The sequence below is a fragment of the Enterobacter sp. 04-C-12-SI-ECC genome (assembly GCF_047530715.1).
Classification (GTDB): Bacteria; Pseudomonadota; Gammaproteobacteria; order Enterobacterales; family Enterobacteriaceae; genus Enterobacter; species Enterobacter bugandensis.
Window position 1 is genome coordinate 19199 of record NZ_JBLKDI010000009.1, and the last position, 24512, is coordinate 43710.

At 55.3% G+C, this 24512-nt stretch carries 26 protein-coding genes and 1 tRNA gene; 22 read left to right on the top strand and 5 right to left on the bottom strand.

The window, feature by feature from the left end:
• Positions 1–56: 56 nt before the first annotated feature.
• Positions 57–1085 (top strand): 16S rRNA (guanine(1207)-N(2))-methyltransferase RsmC, encoded by a 1029-nt coding sequence (rsmC, locus tag ACMWL8_RS13550; protein WP_414751596.1) that lies wholly within the window; start codon positions 57–59, stop codon positions 1083–1085.
• A gap of 174 nt (positions 1086–1259) precedes the next feature.
• A tRNA-Leu gene (locus tag ACMWL8_RS13555) sits at positions 1260–1346 on the top strand.
• A 41-nt stretch (positions 1347–1387) separates the two neighbouring features.
• Here the strand turns inward: ACMWL8_RS13555 and ACMWL8_RS13560 are convergent.
• The gene (locus ACMWL8_RS13560) at positions 1388–1657 is read right to left on the bottom strand and encodes a DUF1435 domain-containing protein (RefSeq protein WP_032644970.1); all 270 of its coding nucleotides are present in this window, start codon (positions 1655–1657) and stop codon (positions 1388–1390) included.
• A gap of 216 nt (positions 1658–1873) precedes the next feature.
• Between ACMWL8_RS13560 and ACMWL8_RS13565 the strand changes: the two genes are divergently transcribed.
• Both ACMWL8_RS13565 and fhuF read left to right on the top strand, forming a co-directional pair.
• Entirely contained in the window at positions 1874–2938 is a 1065-nt protein-coding gene (locus ACMWL8_RS13565; protein WP_045631112.1) for a GGDEF domain-containing protein, read from the top strand.
• Positions 2939–3032: 94 nt separating this feature from the next.
• A complete protein-coding gene (gene fhuF / locus ACMWL8_RS13570; protein ID WP_045259516.1) occupies positions 3033–3821 on the top strand; it encodes a siderophore-iron reductase FhuF in 789 nt (262 codons plus the stop codon).
• A gap of 96 nt (positions 3822–3917) precedes the next feature.
• On the opposite strand, the gene ACMWL8_RS13575 is transcribed toward fhuF, so the two are convergent.
• Complete coding sequence (locus ACMWL8_RS13575) at positions 3918–5264, bottom strand: PTS sugar transporter subunit IIC (RefSeq protein WP_028015425.1); 1347 nt, start codon at positions 5262–5264, stop codon at positions 3918–3920.
• A 328-nt stretch (positions 5265–5592) separates the two neighbouring features.
• On the opposite strand from ACMWL8_RS13575, the gene ACMWL8_RS13580 reads away from it, so the two are divergent.
• Positions 5593–6051: a YbaK/EbsC family protein gene (locus tag ACMWL8_RS13580; RefSeq protein WP_023331967.1), complete on the top strand. Its 459-nt coding sequence runs from the start codon at positions 5593–5595 to the stop codon at positions 6049–6051.
• A gap of 40 nt (positions 6052–6091) precedes the next feature.
• Here the strand turns inward: ACMWL8_RS13580 and bglJ are convergent, their stop codons facing one another.
• Positions 6092–6727 (bottom strand): DNA-binding transcriptional activator BglJ, encoded by a 636-nt coding sequence (gene bglJ / locus ACMWL8_RS13585; protein ID WP_045259517.1) that lies wholly within the window; start codon positions 6725–6727, stop codon positions 6092–6094.
• Positions 6724–7461: a helix-turn-helix transcriptional regulator gene (locus ACMWL8_RS13590; RefSeq protein WP_045259518.1), complete on the bottom strand. Its 738-nt coding sequence runs from the start codon at positions 7459–7461 to the stop codon at positions 6724–6726. The genes bglJ and ACMWL8_RS13590 overlap by 4 nt, the downstream gene beginning before the upstream one ends.
• A gap of 408 nt (positions 7462–7869) precedes the next feature.
• Here ACMWL8_RS13590 and ACMWL8_RS13595 point away from each other — a divergent pair, with 408 nt between their 5' ends.
• From ACMWL8_RS13595 to ACMWL8_RS13675, 17 genes are all read left to right on the top strand, one after another.
• Positions 7870–8646 carry a threonine/serine ThrE exporter family protein gene (locus tag ACMWL8_RS13595; protein ID WP_028015422.1) on the top strand — a complete coding sequence of 259 codons (777 nt, stop codon included), beginning with the start codon at positions 7870–7872 and terminating at the stop codon, positions 8644–8646.
• Positions 8637–9110 carry a threonine/serine exporter gene (locus ACMWL8_RS13600; protein ID WP_041911301.1) on the top strand — a complete coding sequence of 158 codons (474 nt, stop codon included), beginning with the start codon at positions 8637–8639 and terminating at the stop codon, positions 9108–9110. The genes ACMWL8_RS13595 and ACMWL8_RS13600 overlap by 10 nt, the downstream gene beginning before the upstream one ends.
• A 67-nt stretch (positions 9111–9177) precedes the next feature.
• A complete protein-coding gene (locus ACMWL8_RS13605) occupies positions 9178–9819 on the top strand; it encodes a TetR family transcriptional regulator (RefSeq protein WP_028015420.1) in 642 nt (213 codons plus the stop codon).
• A gap of 41 nt (positions 9820–9860) precedes the next feature.
• A complete protein-coding gene (locus ACMWL8_RS13610; RefSeq protein ID WP_028015419.1) occupies positions 9861–10313 on the top strand; it encodes a MarR family winged helix-turn-helix transcriptional regulator in 453 nt (150 codons plus the stop codon).
• Positions 10314–10397: 84 nt separating this feature from the next.
• On the top strand, positions 10398–10826 hold the full coding sequence (locus tag ACMWL8_RS13615) for an organic hydroperoxide resistance protein (RefSeq protein ID WP_013095463.1): 429 nt from the start codon (positions 10398–10400) through the stop codon (positions 10824–10826).
• Positions 10827–10973: 147 nt separating this feature from the next.
• Positions 10974–11519 (top strand): primosomal protein DnaT, encoded by a 546-nt coding sequence (dnaT, locus tag ACMWL8_RS13620; protein WP_045259519.1) that lies wholly within the window; start codon positions 10974–10976, stop codon positions 11517–11519.
• Entirely contained in the window at positions 11516–12253 is a 738-nt protein-coding gene (gene dnaC, locus ACMWL8_RS13625; RefSeq protein ID WP_045259520.1) for a DNA replication protein DnaC, read from the top strand. The genes dnaT and dnaC overlap by 4 nt, the downstream gene beginning before the upstream one ends.
• 84 nt (positions 12254–12337) lie before the next feature.
• A complete protein-coding gene (locus ACMWL8_RS13630; RefSeq protein ID WP_028015416.1) occupies positions 12338–12820 on the top strand; it encodes a DUF2501 domain-containing protein in 483 nt (160 codons plus the stop codon).
• A 268-nt stretch (positions 12821–13088) separates the two neighbouring features.
• Positions 13089–15380, top strand: a complete 2292-nt coding sequence (gene opgB / locus ACMWL8_RS13635) for a phosphatidylglycerol--membrane-oligosaccharide glycerophosphotransferase (RefSeq protein WP_045259637.1) — start codon at positions 13089–13091, stop codon at positions 15378–15380.
• Positions 15381–15560: 180 nt separating this feature from the next.
• Positions 15561–16199 (top strand): EAL domain-containing protein, encoded by a 639-nt coding sequence (locus tag ACMWL8_RS13640; RefSeq protein ID WP_028015414.1) that lies wholly within the window; start codon positions 15561–15563, stop codon positions 16197–16199.
• A 177-nt stretch (positions 16200–16376) separates the two neighbouring features.
• The gene (locus tag ACMWL8_RS13645) at positions 16377–16871 is read left to right on the top strand and encodes a spore coat U domain-containing protein (RefSeq protein ID WP_028015413.1); all 495 of its coding nucleotides are present in this window, start codon (positions 16377–16379) and stop codon (positions 16869–16871) included.
• Between the two features lie 2 nt (positions 16872–16873).
• Positions 16874–17650 (top strand): molecular chaperone, encoded by a 777-nt coding sequence (locus ACMWL8_RS13650; protein ID WP_045259522.1) that lies wholly within the window; start codon positions 16874–16876, stop codon positions 17648–17650.
• Positions 17571–19859: a fimbria/pilus outer membrane usher protein gene (locus ACMWL8_RS13655; protein WP_235428234.1), complete on the top strand. Its 2289-nt coding sequence runs from the start codon at positions 17571–17573 to the stop codon at positions 19857–19859. The genes ACMWL8_RS13650 and ACMWL8_RS13655 overlap by 80 nt, the downstream gene beginning before the upstream one ends.
• Positions 19850–20806 carry a spore coat U domain-containing protein gene (locus ACMWL8_RS13660; RefSeq protein WP_045259523.1) on the top strand — a complete coding sequence of 319 codons (957 nt, stop codon included), beginning with the start codon at positions 19850–19852 and terminating at the stop codon, positions 20804–20806. The genes ACMWL8_RS13655 and ACMWL8_RS13660 overlap by 10 nt, the downstream gene beginning before the upstream one ends.
• A gap of 123 nt (positions 20807–20929) precedes the next feature.
• Entirely contained in the window at positions 20930–21670 is a 741-nt protein-coding gene (locus tag ACMWL8_RS13665) for a winged helix-turn-helix domain-containing protein (RefSeq protein ID WP_041911307.1), read from the top strand.
• Position 21671: 1 nt separating this feature from the next.
• Complete coding sequence (locus tag ACMWL8_RS13670) at positions 21672–22145, top strand: hypothetical protein (protein ID WP_041911308.1); 474 nt, start codon at positions 21672–21674, stop codon at positions 22143–22145.
• A 29-nt stretch (positions 22146–22174) separates the two neighbouring features.
• A complete protein-coding gene (locus tag ACMWL8_RS13675; protein ID WP_045259524.1) occupies positions 22175–22681 on the top strand; it encodes a GNAT family N-acetyltransferase in 507 nt (168 codons plus the stop codon).
• Positions 22682–22773: 92 nt separating this feature from the next.
• Here ACMWL8_RS13675 and tsr read toward each other — a convergent pair whose 3' ends face one another.
• Positions 22774–24438, bottom strand: coding sequence for a methyl-accepting chemotaxis protein (gene tsr / locus ACMWL8_RS13680; RefSeq protein WP_045259638.1), 1665 nt, complete (start codon positions 24436–24438; stop codon positions 22774–22776).
• Between the last annotated feature and the right edge of the window lie 74 nt (positions 24439–24512).

Genomic DNA, 24512 nt, shown 5'->3' on the forward strand with positions numbered 1-24512 from the left:
GAAAGTGCGCCATCTACCTACTATAATCCCCGCCTGAGTTTATTGAGGAACAATTCATGTCTGCATTTACCCCGGCAAGTGAAGTCTTGCTGCGTCACAGTGATGATTTCGAAGAAAGCCGTATTCTGTTTGCCGGAGATATGCAGGATGACCTGCCCGCGCGTTTCGACTGTGATGAAAGCCGTGCCCACACCCAATACTACCACCACTGGCAGGTGCTGAGCCGCCAGATGGGCGAGCGCGCACGCTTCAGCCTGGTGGCGGAGCAGAGCGATATTGCCGACTGCGATACGCTGATCTACTACTGGCCGAAGAACAAGCCGGAAGCCCAGTTCCAGCTGATGAACCTGCTCTCCCTGCTGCCGGTTGGCTGCGATATTTTCGTGGTCGGTGAAAACCGCAGCGGTGTCCGTAGCGCCGAGCAGATGCTGGAAGCCTACGCGCCGCTGACCAAAGTCGACAGCGCGCGTCGCTGCGGTCTGTATCATGGCCGTCTGGAAAAACAGACAACGTTTGATGCGCAGGCATACTGGGACGAGTACCAGCTTGACGGCCTGACCATCAAAACCCTGCCGGGTGTCTTCAGCCGTGACGCGCTGGATACGGGCAGCAAGCTGCTGCTCTCCACCCTGACACCGCACACCAAAGGCAAAGTGCTGGACGTGGGCTGCGGCGCGGGCGTGCTTTCAACGGTGCTTGCCAGCCATTCACCAAAAGTGCGTTTAACCCTGTGTGACGTGAGCGCCCCGGCGGTAGAAGCCAGCCGCGCAACGCTTGCGGCCAACGGCATTGAAGGCGACGTGATTGCCAGCAACGTCTTCTCTGACGTCACCGGCCGCTTTGACATGATCATCTCTAACCCGCCGTTCCACGACGGGATGGAAACCAGCCTCGAAGCTGCGCAAACCCTGATCCGTGGCGCGACTCGTCACCTCAACAGCGGCGGCGAGCTGCGCATCGTGGCGAACGCCTTCCTGGCGTACCCGAAAGTGCTGGACGAAACCTTCGGCTTCAACGAAGTGATCGCCCAGACGGGCCGCTTTAAGGTCTACCGCACCGTGATGACGCGTCAGGCAAAAAAATAATTCGCCATACAATGCAGGCCGGATAAGCGCCAGCGCCATCCGGCAAGCAGGCGTCGCAATTCCGTCCATTTTTGCAGCAATCAATAAAAGGCGCGCACTTTTCTGTTGACGTAAAGCTGAAAACATCTAGAATGCGCCTCCGTGGTTACGATACTTTTACAGTATCGATGGTATGCGAAGGTGGCGGAATTGGTAGACGCGCTAGCTTCAGGTGTTAGTGTCCTTACGGATGTGGGGGTTCGAGTCCCCCCCCTCGCACCAATTATCTTATCTCCCTTCTGTAATACCTCTTATTTTCCCTGTTATTTCAAACTCATCATTATCACCAGAATTGCGCTGACTAATGCGACGCATGATGGCAGTAACACATAATGGCGTAGGTGCTTGTGCCAGATCATGCCTGACGTCATCAGCAGCCCTGACACAATGATAGCCTTCCAGCTTTCGATGGAGAGATCGGCAAACATCAAACCGCCAAGGATTACGCCCGGCAGTAATACTCCCCATGCACTTCCCAGCGCCCTGTTCAACATACATCGCCCTTTCATAACGATAATGATAAACAATATCATATGATAAAAATTATCATTTGTCAGCGCAGTGAAGCAAAAAAAATCGCCCTTTCTCCTTATGTAGAATGACAGAAATTTCCTAAGGTGATAAATTGCTCACCTGTTAACTACACATAAACTTTTTCTTATAATTACGCTTTGAGTTTTTTGCATAATTAAGTGCGAAACCACACCTATTCATCTGTTTTAATTAAGTTTTAATAAAAACGCACGACTATGACATCACAATCCTGGCGGTCTTTGGTTCAAAGAAAATATCAATTATCGTTACGTTTATTTTTATTTCTGAACGCAACGTCAGCCGTGTTCTCGGTAACAAACCCGCTCTATTCTGTACGCGTGTTTTCTGCCCCTCTGATTGCTATTTTCGCGATCAGTACTGGCCTGTTCGTCTGGCACTGGAAAAAGCGCGCGCGGAAGATAAATATTCCTGCCGTTTCAGCAATCTTTGGTATTTTGTGGGCCTGGCAAATAGATTCGAAATTTTCGCTAATTACCCATGACCAGGCGATGTATTTGATAATAGCTTTACTCACGGTGCTTTTTATCGGAACACTGGCCTTCGCCAGTAATATCAAAGCATTTACGCTGCACTCGCTCCCCGCCTTTATTGTCTGCCTGTGGTTAAGTGACCAGGATATATGGCTAAGAATGTCCTATTCTTTCGCACTTCCTGTGGTGGCTATTGCTATTCATAACATTTTGCAACGGCGCAACGATCGCTTCGCCCAGGAGCTGCTCTCTCGCCTGCTGGAAGAACGGGAAACTCTGACCGATCTCAGTATGATGGACCCGCTAACCGGGCTCTATAATCGTCGCGGCCTGCAGAGCCGTCTGGAGAACCTGCCGGCGGTAGAAAACGGCGAACATTTTGTTCTTTTGATGGATATCGACCACTTCAAAGCCTATAACGACCATTATGGCCATATGATGGGTGACCAGGCGCTGAAGCGCGTCTCGGCGGCAATTCGTGATGCCGTCCGTTCGCGCGATATTGTGGCGCGTTTCGGTGGGGAAGAGTTCATGGTGCTGCTGACGAATATTTCACTTGAACACGCCCGCCATACGGCAGAGCGGATCCGTCAGAAAGTCTATGATTTGAAAATCCCCCATCTGTTCAACGAAAGCGTCGCCACCAATGTCACCATCAGCATCGGTATTGCCATTTTCGAAAACGAGGACGTGGAAAGCGCTCTGGAGAGAGCGGACAGAGCCCTCTATGAAGCAAAGCATTTAGGTCGCAATAACATTCTGCTGAGTGAAGAGCTACAAACCGCTTAAACGCGTCTTCGGTTAATCAGGACAAAAGTCTTGCCATTGGTATGAGCAATAGTTAGGATTGGCAATCATTATCATTTAGATTTCTATCTCAACTATGGCTACGCATACCGCACACATCGTTGAACCACTCCTCTGGCGAGCGCCCCTCACCAGCGGGAATGCGTCGCTTGCGGATGCCATACGGGACAAGATTGCTAAGACGCGCGCCCACTTGCTGGACTTTATCAGGCTTGATGAAGCGCCCCCGCACCACGCCATGACGCTCGCTGAGTGGCAGCAGCCCTCTACGCTGCAGTCGCTGCTTGCAACCTATTCCGACCATATCTATCGCAATCAGCCGAGCCTAACGCGGGAAAATAAACCTCTGCTTTCCCTGTGGGCACAGTGGTATATCGGGCTGATGGTTCCCCCGCTCATGCTGGCGGTATTAACCCAAAAGAGCATGCTGGCGCTCTCCCCGGATCATTTTCACGTCGAGTTCCACGAAACTGGCCGAGCAGCCTGCTTCTGGATTGATCTGCACGAAGATCGCGGCGCAGAGCAGTTCTCTGCTCAGGAACGTCTGGAACAGCTTGTCATCCAGGCCCTGATCCCAGTGGTAGAGGCACTTGAAGCAACGGGCGAGATCAACGGGAAGCTTATCTGGAGTAATACCGGGTATTTAATTCACTGGTATTTAACAGAAATGAAGCCGCTGCTTGGCGATGAGAAAGTGGAGGCCCTGCGCCAGTCCTGCTTCTTTGCCAAACAGCTTTCCGATGGTCGCGATAATCCGTTATTCCGTACCGTTGTGCTCCGTGACGGGCTTCTGGTGCGTCGTACCTGCTGCCAGCGCTATCGCCTGCCGGACGTTAAGCAGTGCGGGGATTGCGCGCTAAAGTAGTGCAGTGAATTGCCCGGTGACGCTTCGCTTACCGGGCCTACAAAAACCTCGACTCGTAGGCCGGGTAAGGCGCAGCCACCACCCGGCACAACGTCTTTAAGCCACCTGCTGATTGTCCTCTTCCCCATTACGCTGTGCTTCTTCCGCTTCCTGCTCCAGCAGCTGCTTCTCGTACACTTTGAAGAACGGGTAGTAGATGATTGCCGACACGCAGGCGAGAACCACAACCAGGATAGCCGCGCGGAAATCCCAGCCCAGGGCCCATGCTGCGCCTATCGGTGCCGGTGCCGTCCAGGGAACAACTGAAATAACACGACCAATCAGATCAAACGTCATCGCCGCCCAGGCCAGCACGGCGTTAACCATCGGGGCTAGCAGGAACGGAATAAAGAACACCGGGTTCATTACAATCGGCGTACCGAAGATAACGGGTTCATTGATGTTGAAGAAGCTGGGCACCACGCTCAATCGGCCAATAGAGCGTAAATGCGCTGAACGGCTGCGCAGATAGCAAATCACCAGACCCATCGTCGCACCCGACCCGCCAATCACGATGAAGAACGTCCAGAAGGCTTCCATAAAAATATGTGGCAGAGGATGGCCGGCAGCCAGCGCGGTCTGGTTCGCTCCGAGGTTAGTCAGCCAGAACATCTGCAGCATCCCGGAGACAATAGCCGCCCCGTGGATCCCGGCGAACCACAGCAAATGACCAATCAACACCGCCAGCAGGATCGCGGGCAGTGAATCCGCCGCGGAAACCAGAGGCTTGAAGATGGACATAATTGCCTGCGGGATCAGCATGTCAAACTGAGACTGAATCACCAGGCTCAGCGGATAAAGCGTTAACACCACCACCAGCACCGGAATCAGCAGGTCAAAGGAATTTTTGATCATCGGCGGCACCTGGTCCGGCAGGCGAATACCGATGTTATGCGCCTTCAGGAAACGCATCATTTCAACGCAGTAAATCGCCACCAGAATGGCGGTAAAAATACCCGTTCCACCCAGGCTGTCGACGGGAAGCGTGCCTTTGGTTTTCGGGGCGGCAACCAGCAGAAACGCCATCAGCGACAGCATGGCGCACATGAACGGATCCAACTGGTGCGTTTTGACATAATGTTTGCCAAGGTTATAGGCGATGGCCGCGCAGATATAAATGGACATAATGCCCATCGTCATATCAAACGGCGTCAGGATCTGGCCTTCAAACTGCTTCGCCATATCCAGCCAGGCGCGCGCGAAACCCCAGGTGGTATCAGGCGAAAACGGCGGGTAAGCAAACACTAATAAAAATGAACCCACAATCATGAACGGCATCGCAGAGATGAACCCATCACGGATAGCCATGACATGACGCTGGGACGAGATCCGCCCGGCAATCGGGCTCACGTAATTTTCAACGAAACGGAATATCAGATTAAACGCAGCATGGTTGGCAGACATGATTGATCTCCTGTCAGACGTTTATTACAGGCGCGCTCGCGCCGCACGTTGTTCCATAAATCAGCTTCACAACCTTGCTGGCTTGCGTACCAGCGGTACTGCTCAGACGAAATGGTTTCATAATTGGCTCTTATTATTGGATACAGGGGACGTTACATACTCAGTATTAATCTACGCATCACGCTCTGCAACCGGTTACTGTAACCGGTTTCTGTGATTGTGAAGAGGATCCAGAAATCAGCCATCCTGGATATTTGTTACTTAAGAGATATTTACAGAGCATAAATTCTTATGACAGATTACGCAGGATATTTGTCAGGAGGAAACAATGAGTTTGCAGTCCGTACAGCAGTTTTTTGCCGACAACGCGCCGGAAATAGAGGTAATAGAACTTAGCCAGAGTACGGCTACCGTTGCGCTGGCTGCTGCCGCCCACCGTGTAGAGCCGGGACAAATCGCCAAAACCCTATCGCTGAAGGTTAAAAATGAGGTGATTCTGGTGGTGGCGAAGGGTGATGCGCGTCTGGATAACAAAAAACTGAAAGACACGTTTGGCGCGAAAGCACGCATGCTCAGCAGTGATGAAGTGGTTACCGTGACGGGTCATCCCGTTGGTGGCGTCTGCCCGTTTGGGCTTGAAAACCCACTTGCGGTTTACTGCGATATCTCTTTAAAACAATACGCTGAAGTGCTCCCCGCCGCTGGCGCTATCCATAGTGCCGTACGTATTTCTCCGGACAGAATGGCAGAGCTGACTTCAGCAAAGTGGGTTGATGTGTGCATCTGAATGACGCGCCAGGGCACATCTGGCGCGCAAAAGGCACAGGTTACAAAAATGTCGGTTTGCTTAGCCCCACAGTTCTCGGTTCTCTAACCGGAAGATGGGTAAGAATATCCGCTGCATCAAGCAATCCTACGTCAGAATTCACCCCTAGCTTCACCATCGCATTAAACTTATGCGCGCGAATAGTCTTGATATTGCGTTCAAGCTGCGCCGCGATTTCGGGAATGGAATATCCGCATGACATATAACGTAAAATTGCTCTTTCCGTTGGGCTTAACATCCGGTTCTGACTGCAGTACCAGTGGTTAAGCATATTGTCATTAATGCGCAGCGTTTCGCTCAACAATACCACTAACTCCTTCAGCAGGTGTTCAAGGGTCACCGATTTACTGACCACACCGTGAAGACGTGAAGGCGAAAGATGGCTAATCAACCTCGCCTCCATCTCATCCGAGACCAGGATAATGCGCTGAATATGGCTATGCGTAAACGCGAGATCCCGCAGATGCGCCAGGCAGTTACGTCGTTCTTCTCGCGCATCGGAAAGCGAATAGATCAGCGAGAAAAAATTCACGTGTTGCAGTACTTTCTTAAAGCCATCAAAATCATTAAACAGGTGCAGTTGATATTGGCTGAGTTCAGGCTGCGTAAAAAGATTCTGCAGCCCGACCGCACTCATCGAGCAATTTTCGATGATGGCGATATGTCTTGTTGAATCGGTTTTTTCCATTCCTCGAACTCTCCATAGGCTGACATTAAACTCAGCTCTCTCATTCCCTGTGTACTGTTGATCCAGGCGTACATATCGGCATTACTCCGCAATGAGAGCCTTCGCATCGCACTGTTTTTCTGCGCACTGATCGTTTTATTGCTCTTTTTAAGCAACGTAGCGATTTGGTTAATCCCCCACCCTTTGCCTAACAGGCGAAGCACCTTACGTTCTGAGTGCGTGAGCGCAATAAAGTGTTCTTCGTCATCCTCACTTTCCTCAGGTTCTGGGGTTAATAACGTCTGGCTTATCCGTTCTGCGCGTTCACTCCCTGCCCGGATAGCGTTAACGACACCTTCGATAGGTTCCATATCAGAAAGCAGCGTGCTTTCCGGCCGCATAAGCAGCTCAACGGCAATAGGGTAAAACGGCCGGGAGACCAAAAAGATCCAGTGGATTTCCCGGTACTGGTTCAGTAAGCGGTAATACTCTTCGAGCGTACCCCGTGGGTTCCTGTATTCGCCTGAAACGTCGGCGATAATCACATCTGCGCGGCGCAACTGAAGCAGGGTTAACTCCTGCAGTGAGCGGCAGTAGGTCAATTCAAAATCGGGGAAATGACGTGCCATCACGTCCCCTAACCCATTCTGCATGACGGGTATCCGGCTAATGACAACGCCATGCTTACCAGGCAACGACAACATAGACCCTCCGTGTCCATTTTCCTTCGGTGCGTCATGTAAAACACACCAAGGTATAAATATTTTCTTCCCTGAGTATAAAAAGATTAATACAAGCAGAAGATGAGATATGTTCTTAGTTTAGGAAATGCCTAAAACAGCGCTAATATCTCACAAAGCGCAAATCAATTTAATTGTGCAGACATTAAAATAACAACAAAATAAAATTAGAATTTCTAAATACAAATATTTTATTATTTCAAATTACTAATTCATCGTATTAATAAATTAATCCTGTAAGTCGTCGTGACGAGGGGGGTAACTGTTTGCATAAACCTTGATCTGACCCACAGCAAGAGCCACTGCACTTTGTGCTAAAAGTAGGCATTACGGGCCAACCGGCAACTATTCACCTTATCTTCGGGATAATACATGCAGGCAGATCGGTCAACGCAGCGTGCTATCACGCGGCTCTGTATTCAGTGCGGTCTTTTTCTGCTCCAGCACGGCGCGGAAAGCGCGCTGGTCGAGGAGCTCTCAACCCGGCTGGGGCTGGCGCTGGGGATGGACAGCGTTGAGAGCGCTATCTCGTCCAACGCCATTGTGCTGACCACCATTAAAGACGGGCAGTGTCTTACGTCCACCCGTAAAAATCACGACCGCGGCATTAATATGCACGTTGTAACCGAGGTCCAGCACATCGTCATCCTGGCTGAGCATAAGCTTCTCGATCTCAAGGAGATTGAAAAACGTTTTAACCAAATCAAGCCATTACGTTATCCACGCTGGCTGGTCGTGCTCATGGTGGGGCTGTCATGCGCCTGTTTTTGTAAGCTCAATAAAGGCGGCTGGGACGGCGCGATCGTCACCTTTTTCGCCAGCAGCATCGCCATGTACGTGCGCCAGCTGCTGACGCACCGGCAGCTGCACCCACAAATTAACTTCTGCATTACCGCGTTTGTTGCCACTACGGTGTCTGGCCTGCTGCTGCGCCTGCCGCAGTTTGCCGCTACCCCGACGATTGCGATGGCCGCCAGCGTGCTTCTGCTGGTGCCGGGCTTCCCGCTGATTAACGCCGTTGCCGACATGTTTAAAGGGCACATCAATACCGGGCTGGCACGCTGGGCTATCGCCAGCCTGCTGACGCTGGCGACCTGCATCGGCGTGGTGATGGCGATGACGCTGTGGGGGTTACGAGGATGGGCGTAATAGATTTTCTGCTGGCGCTGGCACAGGACATGGCCCTGGCGGCCATTCCTGCCGTCGGCTTTGCGATGGTATTTAACGTTCCGCAACGCGCTCTGCCGTGGTGTGCGCTGCTGGGCGCAATTGGCCACGGCTCGCGAATGGTGATGATGACGGCGGGCTTTAACATCGAATGGTCGACGTTTATCGCCTCTATGCTGGTCGGCAGCATCGGTATTCAGTGGTCGCGCTGGTATCTGGCGCATCCGAAAGTGTTCACCGTCGCCGCCGTTATCCCGATGTTCCCTGGCATATCTGCCTATACGGCGATGATTTCCGCGGTGAAAATCAGCCATTTTGGCTACACCGAGCCGCAGATGATTCTTCTCCTTAGCAACTTTCTTAAGGCGTCCTCCATCGTCGGTGCGCTCTCTATCGGGCTGTCGATACCCGGGCTATGGCTCTACCGCAAACGCCCGCGCGTTTGATATTTGTGTTATTTCGCTGCCGTGGAGATAATCTTTCTGGTCCGTTTGGTAAAAATAAGGAAAGGATGTGGCTAACTCTGGCAGCGAACACCCCGATCACAGTGAAGAATCGAGCCTGAAAGAGAAAATTTTTCAGAGCGCTATCGCGCTGTTTGCCGAATTTGGACTGAATGGCGCCCGCATGGAGCAGATCGCGGAGAAAGCAGGTACCACCAAACGCATGGTCGTTTACCATTTTAAAAACAAAGAAAATCTCTACCTGCTCGTCCTGGAGTACGTTTACACCCAAATTCGCGCCAGTGAAAAGGCGCTTAGCCTGGCGGATATGCCTCCCGTCGAAGCGCTGGTCCATCTGGTTGAAGCCACCTTTGACTATCATGCCGACCACCCGGATTACATCCGTATTATCTGCATGGAAAACATGCAGCGCGGCCGTTTTATGCAGCAGTCAAACTATCTGCGGCAGGTCAACCGCAGCGCGCTCGACCTGCTGGAAGGCATCCTGCGCCGGGGCAAAGAAAAACAGCTTTTCAGCCAGACGGTTGACGCCCGCGACCTTCACCGTCTGATCAGCAGCTTCAGCTTTCACTACGTTGCCAACAGCTACACCTTCACCCTGCTGTTTGAAGAGGGTGCAGACGAGCAGGCCCAGCGCCAGCACTACCGTAAAATGGCCGTTCAGGTGGCGCTGCGTTATACCTGCCCCTAAAATTGCTTGCAATTAAATCGCGCACAATCTATATTCATTTCATGAACGCAAAAACGAACGACACGACCGCTGCGCTCCTGCTGGATAACCAGCTCTGTTTTGCCCTCTATTCGGCAAATCTGGCGCTTAATAAGCTGTACCGGCAACTGCTGGCGCCGCTAAACCTGACTTACCCGCAATATCTGGTGATGCTGGTGCTGTGGGAGCAGGATGACGTGACGGTGTCGGACATCGGTGAACGGCTGTTCCTTGACTCCGCAACGCTGACGCCGCTTCTGAAGCGTCTGGAAAGCGCAGGGCTAATCAACCGCCACCGCTCGCGTAAAGATGAACGTCAGGTCGCCGTCACGCTGACTGAAGCCGGACGTGAACTTCAGCAGCAGGCACTGGGTATCCCACACGCGGTGGGGTGCGCCGCACAGTGTGATACCGACACCATGCTGGCGCTCAAGCAGCAGCTGGAACTTTTGCGACAACAGATTCAACGCGCGTAAGGCTATACTTTACGCGTTTTTATTTACCTACATACATCGCACGCTATTTAATAGCACATACAAAAGTAAGATGAGGAACCTGCCATGTCTTTAGAAAAAGTTGTTTATACCGCCAAAGCAAAAGCAACCGGGGGCCGTGACGGCCGCGCGACCTCTTCCGATGGCGTTCTGGACGTTAAACTGGGCGTGCCCAAAGAGATGGGCGGTATGGGTGGAGAAGTCACGAACCCTGAGCAGCTGTTTGCTGCGGGTTACTCTGCCTGCTTCCTGGGCGCGATGAAGTTTGTGGCGGCTCGCGACAAATTTACCCTGCCAAAAGAGGCGTTTATTGAAGGCGAAGTGGGTATCGGCCCGCTGCCGACCGGTTTTGGTATCGAAGCAAAACTGAATATCCACGTTGAAGGTATGGATCCTGCGGAAGCCAAAAAGCTGGTCGATGCGGCGCATATCGTTTGCCCGTACTCTAACGCGACCCGCGGCAACATCGACGTGACGCTGAATATCATTGCGTGATAACTGCCTGATGGCGCTGCGCTTTTCAGGCCTACGACTGTAGCCCCGGTAAGCGCAGCGCCACCGGGCGAATCCCCTCCATCCCCTCCCCTCTCTGTGCTACCATAAGCCCATATCACGCCCGTAGTAATCAGTTGAGTAAGCGTTATGTCCTCCAGAATTCTGACCACCAGCATTGCTGGCATTGATGCCTTTATGCGCGACCCACGCGGTGTGTTGACCCACGCCGAAGGCGGCACGGTTGCGGTTTTTGCCGACAACACGCCGGCGTTTTACGCAATCACGCCGGAACGTCTGGCGCAGCTTCTGGAGATCGAAGCGCAGATGTCACGTCCGGCAAGCGACGTCACGCTGGATAACCAGTTTTTTGAAGAACCGGTTAATACCCCGCTAACCGTTCCGATGGGCAAATTTGTCCTGTACGCGGGCTGGCAGCCTGACGCAGATTTTCAGCGGCAGGCAGCATTGTGGGGCATTGCGTTAACTCAGCCAGCCACCGCGGAAGAGCTCGCCGCGTTTATCGCCTGGTGGCAGGCGGAAGGCAAAGTGTTCACCCACATTCAGTGGCAGCAAAAGCTCGCGCGTCATCTTCAAATTACCCGCGCCAGTAACAATGGCCAGCCTAAGCGCGATATCAACACGTTTTCAGAACCGGATAAACAGATCCCGAGTGGATTCCGAGGTGCGAAATGAAGAACGTCGGCGACCTGATGAAACGTCTGCAAAAAATGATGCCAGCCAACGTGAAGCCCGCCTTCACCACGGGTGAAGAGCTGCTGGCGTGGCAAAAGGAGCAAGGTAAAATTCGTGCCGCCGCGCTCGCCCGCGAAAACCGGGCGATGAAAATGCAGCGCACCTTTAACCGCTCCGGTATTCGCCCCCTGCACCAGAACTGCTCGTTCGATAATTATAAAGTTGAGACCACCGGGCAGATGAACGCGCTCGCCGCCGCGCGTCAGTACGTGGATGAATTTGACGGCAATATCGCCAGCTTCATTTTTAGCGGCAAGCCGGGCACCGGCAAAAACCATCTTGCTGCCGCCATCTGCAACGAACTGCTTCTGCGCGGCAAATCGGTCCTCATCATCACCGTGGCCGATATTATGTCCGCCATGAAAGACACCTTCAGCAACCGTGAAACCAGCGAAGAGCAGCTGCTTAACGATCTGAGCAATGTCGATCTACTGGTCATCGACGAGATTGGCGTGCAGACGGAATCCCGTTATGAAAAGGTCATCATCAACCAGATAGTCGATCGCCGCTCTTCGTCCAAACGTCCCACCGGCATGCTGACGAACCACAACATTGACGAGATGACCCGCTTACTGGGCGAACGCGTCATGGACCGCATGAAGCTTGGCAACAGTCTGTATGTCATCTTCGACTGGGACAGTTACCGCAGCCGCGTCACCGGCAAAGAGTATTAAGACAGTTCCAGGAATCGCCAGCAGGGCGCAGGTATATACTGGAACCCCTTCCGGCCCAAAACGGACCTTTTTGAGAAAGCCATTATGAAAAAACAGATTCTTATCAGCACCTTTTTAGGCGCGCTGCTGATTACCGGCGCAGCACAAGCGGCTTCGTGGCAGGAGTCCCTGTCAAGCGCCGCGAATGAGCTGACCAAAGAGAGCAGCAGCGCCCAGGGCGGGCTCTCGGCCTCTTCTCTCACCAGCCTCCTGAGCAACAGTTCCCAGAGCCTGAGCGCGGGCACGATGAACAACGCGGCGGGGATTCTGGAATATTGCGCTAAGCAAAAGCTGGCCTCGGTGACCGACGCGCAAAACGTGAAAAACCAGGTGCTGGGTAAACTGGGTCTCGACACGCAGGAGCAAAAAGCGGATACCAGCTATATGGACGGCATTCAGGGCCTGCTTAACGCGCAAAACGGCCAACAGCTTAACCTAAGCACCCTTGGCAACTCCGCCCTGGCAAAACAGGTGAAAACCAAAGCCTGCGATCTGGTGCTGAAACAAGGCGTTAATTTCATCTCCTGATCCGCCCCATTTTCTGCCACAACACGCCGCGTTTAATGCGATAGGCTTGCATCGCGGCGTTAAATGAGCGTTTTTCCTACCTGCCATCGTCTCAGCGTCCGTTTGTCAGGATGCGACCATCCTCATAAAAACGATTTTATAAACCAAATCCTAACAACAGCACACTTTCGTGACACTAAAATTGCAGCTAAACGACATCGCCATTACATTGTCTTACCAAAAATAAACAGTTAGCCAGCGAAGCACCTGGCGTCATGAGGATATGCTGTTGTCAGAATTCATCTCTCTTATCCTTTTTCTGGCTTCCGTCGGCGTTTATGCCTGGAAAGCCGGCCGTAACACCTGGTGGTTTATCGCCACGCTGGTGGTGCTCGGCATTTTTATCGTTTTAAACATTACCTTATACGCCAGCGATTACTTCACCGGCGACGGCATTAACGATGCTGTGCTCTACACCCTGACGAACAGCCTGACGGGCGCGGGAGTAGGTAAATACATCCTTCCGGGGCTGGGACTGATCGTGGCGCTGGTGACGATTTTCGGCGCGCTCGCCTGGGTGCTGCGCCGCCGTCGCCATCTTCCTCACCATCATGGCTACAGCCTGCTGGCGCTTTTCCTGGCGCTGGCCTCCGTCGACGCCAGCCCCGCGTTTCATCAGATCACCGAGCTTGTAAAATCCCAGTCGCGCGACGGCGATCCGGACTTCGTGGCCTACTATAAAGAGCCGTCGAAAACGATCGCCAACCCGAAGCTCAACCTGGTCTACATCTACGGTGAAAGCCTGGAGCGCACCTACTTTGATAACGATGCGTTTCCGAACCTCACGCCGGAACTGGGCGCGCTGAAAAACGAAGGCCTCGATTTCAGCCACACCATGCAGTTACCCGGCACGGATTACACTATCGCCGGGATGGTGGCCTCCCAGTGCGGTATCCCGCTGTTCGCACCTTTTGAAGGCAACGCCTCCGCCTCGATGTCGACGTTCTTCCCGCAGAATATTTGCCTGGGCGATATACTGAAAAACTCCGGCTATGAAAACTACTTTATGCAGGGAGCAAACCTGCGCTTTGCCGGAAAAGATGTGTTCCTGAAATCCCACGGTTTTGACCACCTGTATGGCTCAGAAGAGTTAAAAACGACGGTTGCCGATCCCACCTACCGCAACGACTGGGGCTTCTATGACGATACGGTGCTGGACGAAACCTGGAAGAAATTCGAGGAACTTTCCCGCGCCGGGAAGCGTTTTTCTCTCTTTGCGCTGACGGTAGATACGCACCATCCGGACGGGTTCGTCTCGCGCACCTGTAAGCGAAAAAGCTATGACGTGGACGGCAAAAATAACAAGTCTTTCAGTGCGGTGACCTGTAGCCAGGAGCACATCGCCGCGCTGGTCGAGAAAATCAAAGCCTCACCCTGGTTTAAAAACACCGTCATCGTCGTATCGTCTGACCATCTGGCAATGAAAAACAGCGCGTGGGACCAGCTCAGCAAGCAGGATCGCAGCAACCTGTTCTTCGTGCTGCGCGGCGACCAGCCGCAGCAGGAGTTAATCGCCACCAAACGCAACTCCATGGATAACGGCGCAACCGTGCTGGACATTCTGGGGGGCGACAACTTTATTGGCCTCGGGCGCAGCACGCTGTCGGGGCAATCCCTGTCGGAAGTGTTCCTCAACATGAAGGAAAAAATCCTCGCCTGGAAGCCCGACATCATCCGCCTGTGGAATTTCCCGAAAGAGATGAAAGACTTCACCGTCGATCGGGATAAAAACACCGTTGCCTTCTCCGGCAGCAATTTCCGCCTGCCGCTGCTGGTGCGCGTGTCGGATAGTCGCGTCGAACCGCTGCCGGAAAGCGAGTATTCCGCGCCGCTGCGCTTCCAGCTGGCCGATTTCGCCCCTCGCGATAACTTCGTCTGGATTGACCGGTGTTACAAAATGGGTCAGCTCTGGTCGCAGCCGCTGGCGCTCTCTACGGACTGGTGCGTCTCTCAGGGCCAGCTTGGCGGGGAGCAAACCGTGCAGCATGTCGACAAAGCCCAGTGGAAAGGCAAAACCGCCTTTAAAGATACGGTGATTGATACGGCTCGCTATCAGCACAACATCGACATGCTGAAAATCGTCGACAACGACATCCGCTATAAAGCGGACAGCTTTATCTTTAACGTGGCCGGCGCGCCCGAAGAGGTGAAGCAGTTTAGCGGCATCTCCCGTCCGGAGTCGTGGGGACGCTGGTCAAACGCGCAGCTGGGCAATGAGGTGAAAATTGAGTACACCCATCCGCTGCCGGAACAGTTCGACCTGGTGATCACCGCCAGGGCTTATGGACCCAATGCCAACAAGCCCGTCCCCGTTCGCGTGGGAGATCAGGAGCAGACGTTAACGCTTGGAAACGACGTGAGCACGCACACGCTGCACTTTGAGAATCCTTCGCGCAGTAATACCCTGGTGATCGTACCGCCGGACCCGCAGTCCACGAATGAAGGGAATATCCTTGGGCACTCACCCCGCGAGCTTGGAATCGGCATGGTCGAAATCAAAATCGTCAGCAAGGCGGGTTAAGACGCGTCGCGCCCGGCGTTCTGCCGGGCGCTTATGAAAATAAATAATCCTATAATATTCTTATAAATTAGATTAAAACACTTTATATAAGCCATTTTTATCTATAAATATCCCGCCAAAATCCAGATCCGTAAAATTCCAAGCTCCTGAAATCACCACGGAGCGTTACGCACGTTTATCATGCTAACCGGCTATAAGTTCGAATCCATCCGGGCACTGCGCAGTGAAAATGTGATTGCCTGGGAGGTATTGTCCACGGCAAAGCCCAACGTCAATCTTGAAGATTACTTTGGCTCGCTGTCGGCGACGCAGCGTAAAGCGCACTTCTTTGCGCAGCTTCGTCACGCCATGTTTTGCAAGGATGGCGACAAGTATTACCTCAATGCAACATCGGATTTACTGCTGGAAACGGACTTCCTCGACAGGCTAAAAGAAGAAACCCCGTGCCCGGAGAAACTTGCTATCGAGATCACCGATCTCCATACGATGGTCCAACTCGACGATACGCAAAGCCAGGCGCTGAGGAAATGCATCGCGACGCTCCATCAGTGGGGGATAGAAGTGTGGGCAGACGATGTCTGCGAAGACCTACTTCCCGACCTGCTGACCAGCCAGATCCGCTTCTGCGGCATCAAAATTGACAAACATACCTTCTGGAACGGACGGACCGAGCAGGCGAAGTTTCTGCATCTCACCCGCGAGTGCAAGCGCGTCGCCAGCAAGGTGCTGATCGAAGGCATCGAAACCGCGGGTGATTTCGCGCTGGCCTGCGCGAGCGCGGCCGATTACGGCCAGGGCTATCTGTGGGGGAGAAAATGACCCCTTTCATTTTGAATGCTGGCGATCGGGTCATCGTTCTGCGCGGCAAGCCTGCTTATGGCCTTGCCCCACCTTTTGCTGCCATACCCTGGCAGAATGCCATCAAAAACGCTGCCTGCTGGACGCTCAGTCATTCGCTTTGTAATTGCACTGTTACTCACGTCAGGAAATAAGATCATGAAAATTATTCCCACCGCTGTATGTTGTTCCGCTCTCCTGCTTCCTGCTGCTGCGATCGCCGCAGACAGTACCGCAAGCGCGACGATGCATGTATCACTTGAGGTCGTGAAGTCGTGCACCCTCAAAGCCAACGACCTCAACTTCTCGCGTCACGGCTCCGATGAGTCGAGCGAAATCCTGGCCAAAACGCAGGTCGATATCGTTTGTACCAACGGCACGCCGTTCACCCTCACCGCCACCAGCCCCGACGGCGAAAGCGGCACCTTCTGGCTGAAGCCGGAAAACGGCGAAACCGGGGCGCAGAAGATTGCGTGGAAACTCTTTGCTGACGAAGGCAAACAGAAGCAAATCAACGAGACGACTGGTCTGGACGATACCGGCAACGGTGCGGAACAGGAAGAAACGCTGTATGGCGTCATTGACGCCGGGGCGCTGACAACCGCCCAGGCAGGGAACTACAGCGACGATATCACGTTAAAACTGGAGTACTGATCGTGCGTCGCTACCTTCCCTGCTTCATTCTGTGGCTCATGATGCTGGCGCTGCTGTCGCGCTACGCGCTGGCCGCCACGCTTCAGGTGGCCCCGGTAACACTCGATCTGCAGAGCGACCAGCGGGCAGCGGCGGTCTATCTCACAAACAGTGGGAAAGCGGCCATCAATGCGCAGATTCGGGTATACGAATGGACGCAAAAAAACGGTAAAGATGTGCTGGTGTCCACCGGGGAGGTGGTCACCAGCCCGGCGATGACTTCACTGGCGCCGGGCCAGCAGCAGCTGGTGCGCATTATCGTTTTGCAGCCCGGCATCCGTGCGCAGGAGCAAAGTTACCGGCTGGTTATTGACGAACTGCCGGACGCCGCGTCCCGTGCCGCCAACCCCTCCGCGGTACACTTCCTGCTGCGCTACTCGATTCCGGTGTTTATTGCCGGGAGCCAGAGCGCGCCCGTCAGCCACGATGCCCTGAGCTGTGAGCAGGCAGACATACCGGCCACTCTCCGCTGCTTTAACGCCGGAAACCGCCACATCCGCCTGAGCCACCTTGAGGCCCTGACGGCCGATGGGAAGGTTGTCGGGTCGATTAAAGGCCTGGCGGGCTATGTGCTCCCGGGACAAACCGCCCTTTTATCGCTCAAGCAGCCCACACGTCACGCGCTCAGCTCGCTGCGCGTCTATCTTAATGATGACCATCATGCCAGCCAGATACCCCTGCGCCCGCTCGCTTCTCGCGCTCCTGTTTTGGCTACCGCTCATGCTGTCAGCCCGGACTGAGCCCGCCGACACCGTGCAATGGCTGGCCATTACCGTGAACCACGCCCCGCGAGGCGAGCTATGGGCCTGCCGGGTGGTGGATAATGCGCTATGGATAAGCCGCAGCGACATGAAAAAGCTGGGGCTTCACGCCCCGGACGATCGCGCAGAGTGGGTTGAGCTGACCTCCCTGCCGGGCCTGAACGTCAATCTCGACGTGCTGTCCCAGCAGGTGTCGATTACCGCAGAGGCAGACGCGCTCGAGGGCCAGCAGCATCTGACCGTCTCAAGGCCCACGCCGATGTACCGCTATCCTGATGCGCAGCCCGTCAACGCCTATACGCTCGGATATGCGCTCTACGCCAGCGACGTGCAAGGGAAGCGCCAGCTTAACGCCCAGACCATGCTGACCGCGTCCGGTGGGCTACCTGGAACGTTCAGCAGCAGTTTTTCAAGCCATGTCGGGGAGGAAAACAGCGCCGGTCGACCGACCCATACGCGTCTCGAAACCCGCTGGCAGTGGGACAACACCGACTCGCTGACCACGCTGGCGCTGGGCGACAGCGTCACCACCGGCACCGGCTGGAGCCGACAGGTACGCTTTGGCGGGCTGCACTGGGCACGTAACTTTGAGCTCAATCCCCAGCTCAATACCGAACCGCGCAGCCGCTACAGCGACACGGCCGTGCTGCCTTCCACGGTCGATTTGTATATCGACGGCCTTAAGCAGAGCAGCCAGCGCGTCACGCCGGGAGACTTTCTACTGGATACCCTGCCCTCCTTCACCGGAAGCGGACAGGCGGAGGTGGTCATTACCGATATCAACGGCCAGCGTCGCACCGTACAGCTCGATCTCTACGGCGCGCCGGGCATGCTGGCGGAAGGGTTCAGCAGCGGTTCGCTGGACATCGGCTGGATGCGCGAAAACTACGCCCTGCGCTCCGACGACTATGCCGCCTCGCCGCTGCTGGACGCGGGCTGGCGCTATGGGGTGAATAATAGCCTGACGCTGGCGCTGCATACGGAACAGCAGCGCAGGCTGCGCAACGTGGGTATGGGCACTGACTGGCTGGTCTCTCCCGCCGTGGGGGTGGTCAGCAAGCACGTTGCCGTGAGCGACAGCCCTTACGGTCAGGGCGTTCAGTGGGGCCTTGGCTGGCAGTGGAACGGCAGGGGAACGAGCATTTCTGCCAGCACCGTCCGTACCGAGGCGGATTTCGCCGACAACGCCCGCATGAGCGGTGCCGCGCCCGTCAGACGCAGCGACAGCGTTTGGGTAAGCCAGTCCATCCCCCACTTCGGTACCGTGGGCGCGGGCTGGGTACAGCAGAACATTCAGGGCAGCACAGAGCGTTACCTCAACGCCTCCTGGTCGGTATCGCTGCCGGCACACATCTCCACCACGCTGAGCTACACCCGCTCGTTTACGGACGCGTCGAGCCACGTTCAGTTGCTGCTTTCCGTCCCATTGGGTCGCGAGGACACGCTCTCCGCTCAGGTCAGCCGGGATACGCCGCGCATGGATTACCGCCACCAGCCGGACGATGAGGCCGGCGGCTGGTCATGGGAGCTGGGCCAGGGCTTCGGCGAACGACGTGAAAGATATGCGGACCTCGGCTACCTGGGCCGAGCGGGCGAATGGCACGTTGGGCTGCAGCAAGGTGCCAACCAGGGCAACCAGTACGCCTCCGCCGAAGGCAGCCTGACGCTGCTGGACGGCAGCCTGTACCCGCTGCGCTACATCCAGCAGGGCATGGCGCTGGTGTCCACCCACGGCATTGGGCACGTACCGGTAATGCTGGAAAACCGCCCGGCCGGTGAAACGGATGAAGACGGTTATCTCCTGCTAACCGACCTGCCGCGCTACCACAACAGCAAAGTCAGCATTAACCCGCTCGATCTGCCCGCCGATGTGATCGCCCCTGTTACCGACATGCATGCCAGACCGGGCAACAGCAGCGCGGTGAAAGTCGAGTTTAACGTCCATCACGCCGTCACGGTTCAGGCCCGGCTGGTCGACAGCCGCCGCAGGCCGCTCCCGCTGGGCAGCATCGTGTCAACGCCGCAGGGTGCCACCATCGTAGGACGCGACGGCTTTATCTGGCTTGAAGATCCGCCCCTGCCGGGCGAACTGGTGGTGAAGACCGGTGAGGGAGAGTGCCGGGTCACGCTTCCGGCGCCCCGTACCGCATCATCTATACAGAATATCGGAGAACAACTGTGTCATTAAGAGCGCCGTTATTATTGCTGCTCGTCCTGTCCGTGAAGGCGATGGCGGCAGCCTGCTGGATAACCTCCATGCCCGCCATTAACTTTGGCAACGTCGTGGCGGGCAATACCACCTCCGTCAACACCGAGGTCAAATTTAGCTGCCAGGCCGACAACGAGGGCAGGACGGAATATATTAACGTCTGCCTGAGCAGCGTAGACGCCCCGCCCTTTGAGATGATCTCCCAGGGAGATCAGGAGGGGAAACAGTACACCCTCCTCTTCCGCCTGCTTAACGGCGCAGCGCGCTCTCAGGAGCTGGGGCCTGCCAGCAACGGGAACCTGATTCAGCAGACCCTCGCCGCGGAAAGCAATGCCAACGTCAGCGGTACCTTTCCGCTTATCGCTACCATTCCGCCAGGGCAAAGCCAGCTTCCGGCCTACCACTATTACAACTACAACATGAATCTGCGCATCGCCTGGCACAGCGCCCTGCGCCAGGACGCGCTGCAAAACTGCTCGGACGGTTCCGCAGAGGGGGAGCAGGTGCAGGGCGGCACCAGCGCTCAGGCCGAAATCAGCCAGGGGTGCTACATCGAGCGCGTGACGCCGCTTAACTTCGGCACGCTGACCAGCACCGCTACCCTGAGCCCGACGCGATCCTCCGCCACCCTCACCACGCGCTGTCCGGCCGGAACCGCGTTCACCCTTGCCATGGGAAAAGGCAACCATGCCAGCGGTAACCAGCGGCAGCTCTGCAACAGCGAGGGTCATTGCCTGCGCTACGGTCTCTGGCAGGATGAGGCGGCCACGCAACGCTGGGGAGATCAAAGCAGCGGCGATGCGCTGCAGGTCACCAACCCTGCAGGCGGCACCCAGAACTACACCGTTTACGGCGAGGTCCCGGCACAGCCGCTAACCGGTACCGGGGAGTTTATTGATGACGTGATTATCACGCTGACTTATTAAATCACCCAAAAACCTGTCTGGATCAATGTTATCGGTAACAGTGGCGTTAAAATAGCCAGCAATGCAGCCTTGAGGGCGTAAGCCTTTTTTCATTCATTATCTCTGTTTTTATTACAACAACTTATGAAATACCTGCTTGCTGACGCCATCGTCTATAACGACGAGGACGGCTCTGTTTCTCTTATCAATGCGCCGGATGAGGATGCGCAGCTCCTCACCTGCACAGCCAATACCATCATGAGGCTGCTGGTTCAGCATCATGGGAACGTGGTCGAACGGGAAACCTTTCTCCAGGAAGTCTGGGATCGGCGAGGGCTCCAGGGATCTAACAACTCCTTAAACCAGTACATCAGCATTCTGCGCAAGATGCTGGCGACCCTGCTTCCCGACGCGCTGTTTATCGTTACCGTACCGAAAACGGGCTTTATGCTCAGCGCAGACGTCACCGTCACTCCGCTGGAGGAGGCCCCCCCGATCGCCAAAACGGTGAAACCTGCATGGCGCGTTCGCCCGGAATGGCTGTTCTGCGGCGCGCTCACGCTGGTCGTCGTTGCGCTAAGCATCTGGATCGTGCTCATCAAGCCAGACGCCCCGCAGCGGGAGATCCATCTGCTGACGCATATCGGCACCTGTCCGGTTTACACCTTTACGCCGCTGGCGGACGTGTTTCACGGGAAGGCGATTACGCTCGCGCAAACGCTTCAAAAGGACGGTCACCTTCCGTGTCTGAAAAATTCGATTTTCTACATGCACATTCAGAGAACGCTTTTCTACGGCCACGAAGGGCGGCTGGTGCTCTCCCAATGCTCCCTCACGCGGGGTAAAGCCAGCGCCTGTCGTACGCTTTACTATTACGAGTGGTGATATGAGACAGAAAAAAGTTTGGCTAATCCTGATCCTCAACCTGCTGCTGCTGGGCACCGCGCTGGCGTGGTATTTTCACACGCCTCCGCTGTCGGTAACCTGCGACGGAAACCTGACGTTTACCGACGAGCGCGACAGCCACAATTTCACCTTTGACGGTGAGGTCATTATGCGCTTTCACCCCGACAAAACGGGGTACATCACGGTTAACGGCAACGTGGTGAATGCCCCGCGCAGCTGGGAGGTTTCTCGCCAGGAGATGTTTAAATGGCGTCACGTGGAGGACGAACTGTATGAGATCGTCATTCAAAAAGTGGAGCGCTTTAGCCATGACGCGATGCCGCCCGGGGTCTTTGAAAAATACGTTGCCGGCCTGACGCTGGGCAATAAAAGGCTTCTGACGATAGAGCGCACGCCGGAAGACGCGCTGGTGATCAGCAATTTTTATTCGCCGGTGCTGATCTGCTCGGAATAATGTCGACGGGTCAGGCTATACTTGCCGCCATGACTATTCGCATTCGCCCCACCACCCTCAGCGACGTTGCCGCCCTGTCCGCCATTGAACGCGCGGCGGCCGGGCGATTCCGCGACATCCCGGAACTCGCCTGGCTTGCCGACGGCGAGGTCATTCCCGCTGAGCAACACCTCAACTATGCCGAACGCGGGCTCAGCTGGCTGGCGCTGGCAAACGACCAGCCCGTCGGGTTTGTCCTTGCCGAAGCCCACCCGTCATCACTGTTTATTGTCGAACTCTCGGTTGATCTGGACTGGCAGCGAAAAGGGATTGGCAGACAGCTCATCGCCTGCGTGGCAGATTGCGCCCGTAAAAGGGGTCTGACCGCGCTGACGCTGACGACGTTCAGGGACGTACCGTGGAATGCGCCGTTCTATGCGCGGCTGGGGTTTGAAATGATGACGAGGCTGACGCCTGAATTGCGTCAGAAAAGGGAAGAAGAGACGGCGCACGGTTTAGCGTATGAAACGCGCTGCGCCATGCGCCTGCCTCTGTAATATCGCCCGGTGGCGCTGCGCTTACCGGGTCTACAAAACACTGAACAGTGGGCCGGGTAAGGCGCAGCCGCCACCCGGCACAACGCACGGCGTTAGAACGTTTCCCAGTTATCACCTGCATCGGCAGTAGCGGTTTTACGCGTCATTACCGGTGCGGCAACGGCTTTCGCCGAAGCGAATTCACGCGCCTTCATCTGCTCCTGCTGAATGCGGAACACTGCCACGGCCTGCGTCAGACGGCTCGCCTGCTCTTCCAGCGCCGCCGCCGCTGCGGCTGACTCTTCTACCAGCGAGGCGTTCTGCTGGGTCACGCGGTCCATCTCTGCCACCGCCAGGCCCACCTGGTCGATACCGCGGCTCTGCTCGTCGGACGCAGAGGCAATCTCGCCCATGATATCGGTCACGCGGGTCACCGCGTTCACGATCTCACCCATGGTTTCACCGGCGCTTTCCACCAGTGTTGACCCCACTTCCACGCGTCCCACGGAGTCTTCAATCAGGCTCTTGATCTCACGTGCTGCCTGAGCGCTGCGCTGGGCCAGGTTACGCACTTCCCCTGCCACCACCGCAAATCCACGACCCTGTTCGCCCGCACGCGCCGCTTCTACCGCCGCGTTCAGCGCCAGGATGTTGGTCTGGAAGGCAATGCCGTCGATCACGCTGATGATATCGGCAATTTTCTGCGAACTGCCCGCGATGTCACGCATGGTTTGCACCACGTTGTCCACCACCTTGCCGCCCTTCTGCGCGGTTTCAGACGCGCTTAGCGCCAGGTGGCTCGCCTGACGGGCGTTCTCGGCGTTCTGCTTAACGGTCGCCGTCAGCTGCTCCATGCTGGCAGCGGTCTCTTCCAGTGAAGCGGCCTGCTGTTCAGTACGGGAAGAGAGGTCGTTATTGCCCATCGCGATTTCGCTCGCGCCGCTATAGATAGCGTTCGCGCCGTTACGCACGTCGCCCACGGTACGCACCAGTTCGCCCTGCATATGACGCAACGAGTCGGCCAGTTCGCCCATCTCGTTAGAGCCTTCCACGTCGATGCGCTTCACCAGGTCGCCGCTGGCGATGTGGCGGATATTGTCAATGAGACGCGTCAGCGGAGAGATCAGCGCCTGCTTGATACCCAGCCAGACGGCCACAATCACCACCAGCACGGCAACCAGCACGCTGATCAGCACCCAGATAGCCTGAGTGTAAGAGCTGTTGCTGTCTTCAACCGCCATCTGGTACAGCTTGTCGTTCTGCTGCAGGTAGCTCACGTACTGCTTCTCGAATCCATCCTGGTAGCTCTGGGTCGGCTGGTCGAAGAAGGCGTTGATTTTGCCCGCCCCCAGCAGCTGAATTAGCTCAGCCAGCGCACCGTGGTAGATATCGTAGTTACGTTTTATTTCCAGCGCAGCGGCGTCGCTCTGACGCGGGTCGCGCGGCAGGGCTTCATAGTCAGCCCAGTTTTTTTCCGCCTGTTTCAGCGAGGCAGACGCAATCTGCATCAGATCGTTAACGGTCGCGCCGCTGCCGATATTGTTCTGATCCATCATGTAGCGGATGCCCGCGCGGTTCAGGGTATTACGGGTTTGCAGCAGCGCAACCCAGCTCCCGTTAAGGGTGGATTGTTGCTGACGAATGGTTTGCAGGACGGTGAAATTCTCTTTGTCATTCTTCAGAGCATTAAAGAAAAGACCACCGGATGTGAGTTGTAAAAGGCCAAATATCGCTAAAACCAGCATTAAGCTGGTGACAATCTTGATACGGTTTAACATGTTTTCTCTTTCCTCAGACAGATACAGAATTTTCGGCCTGGAAAGGGAAAACTTTACGAAAATCATCCTGGAAT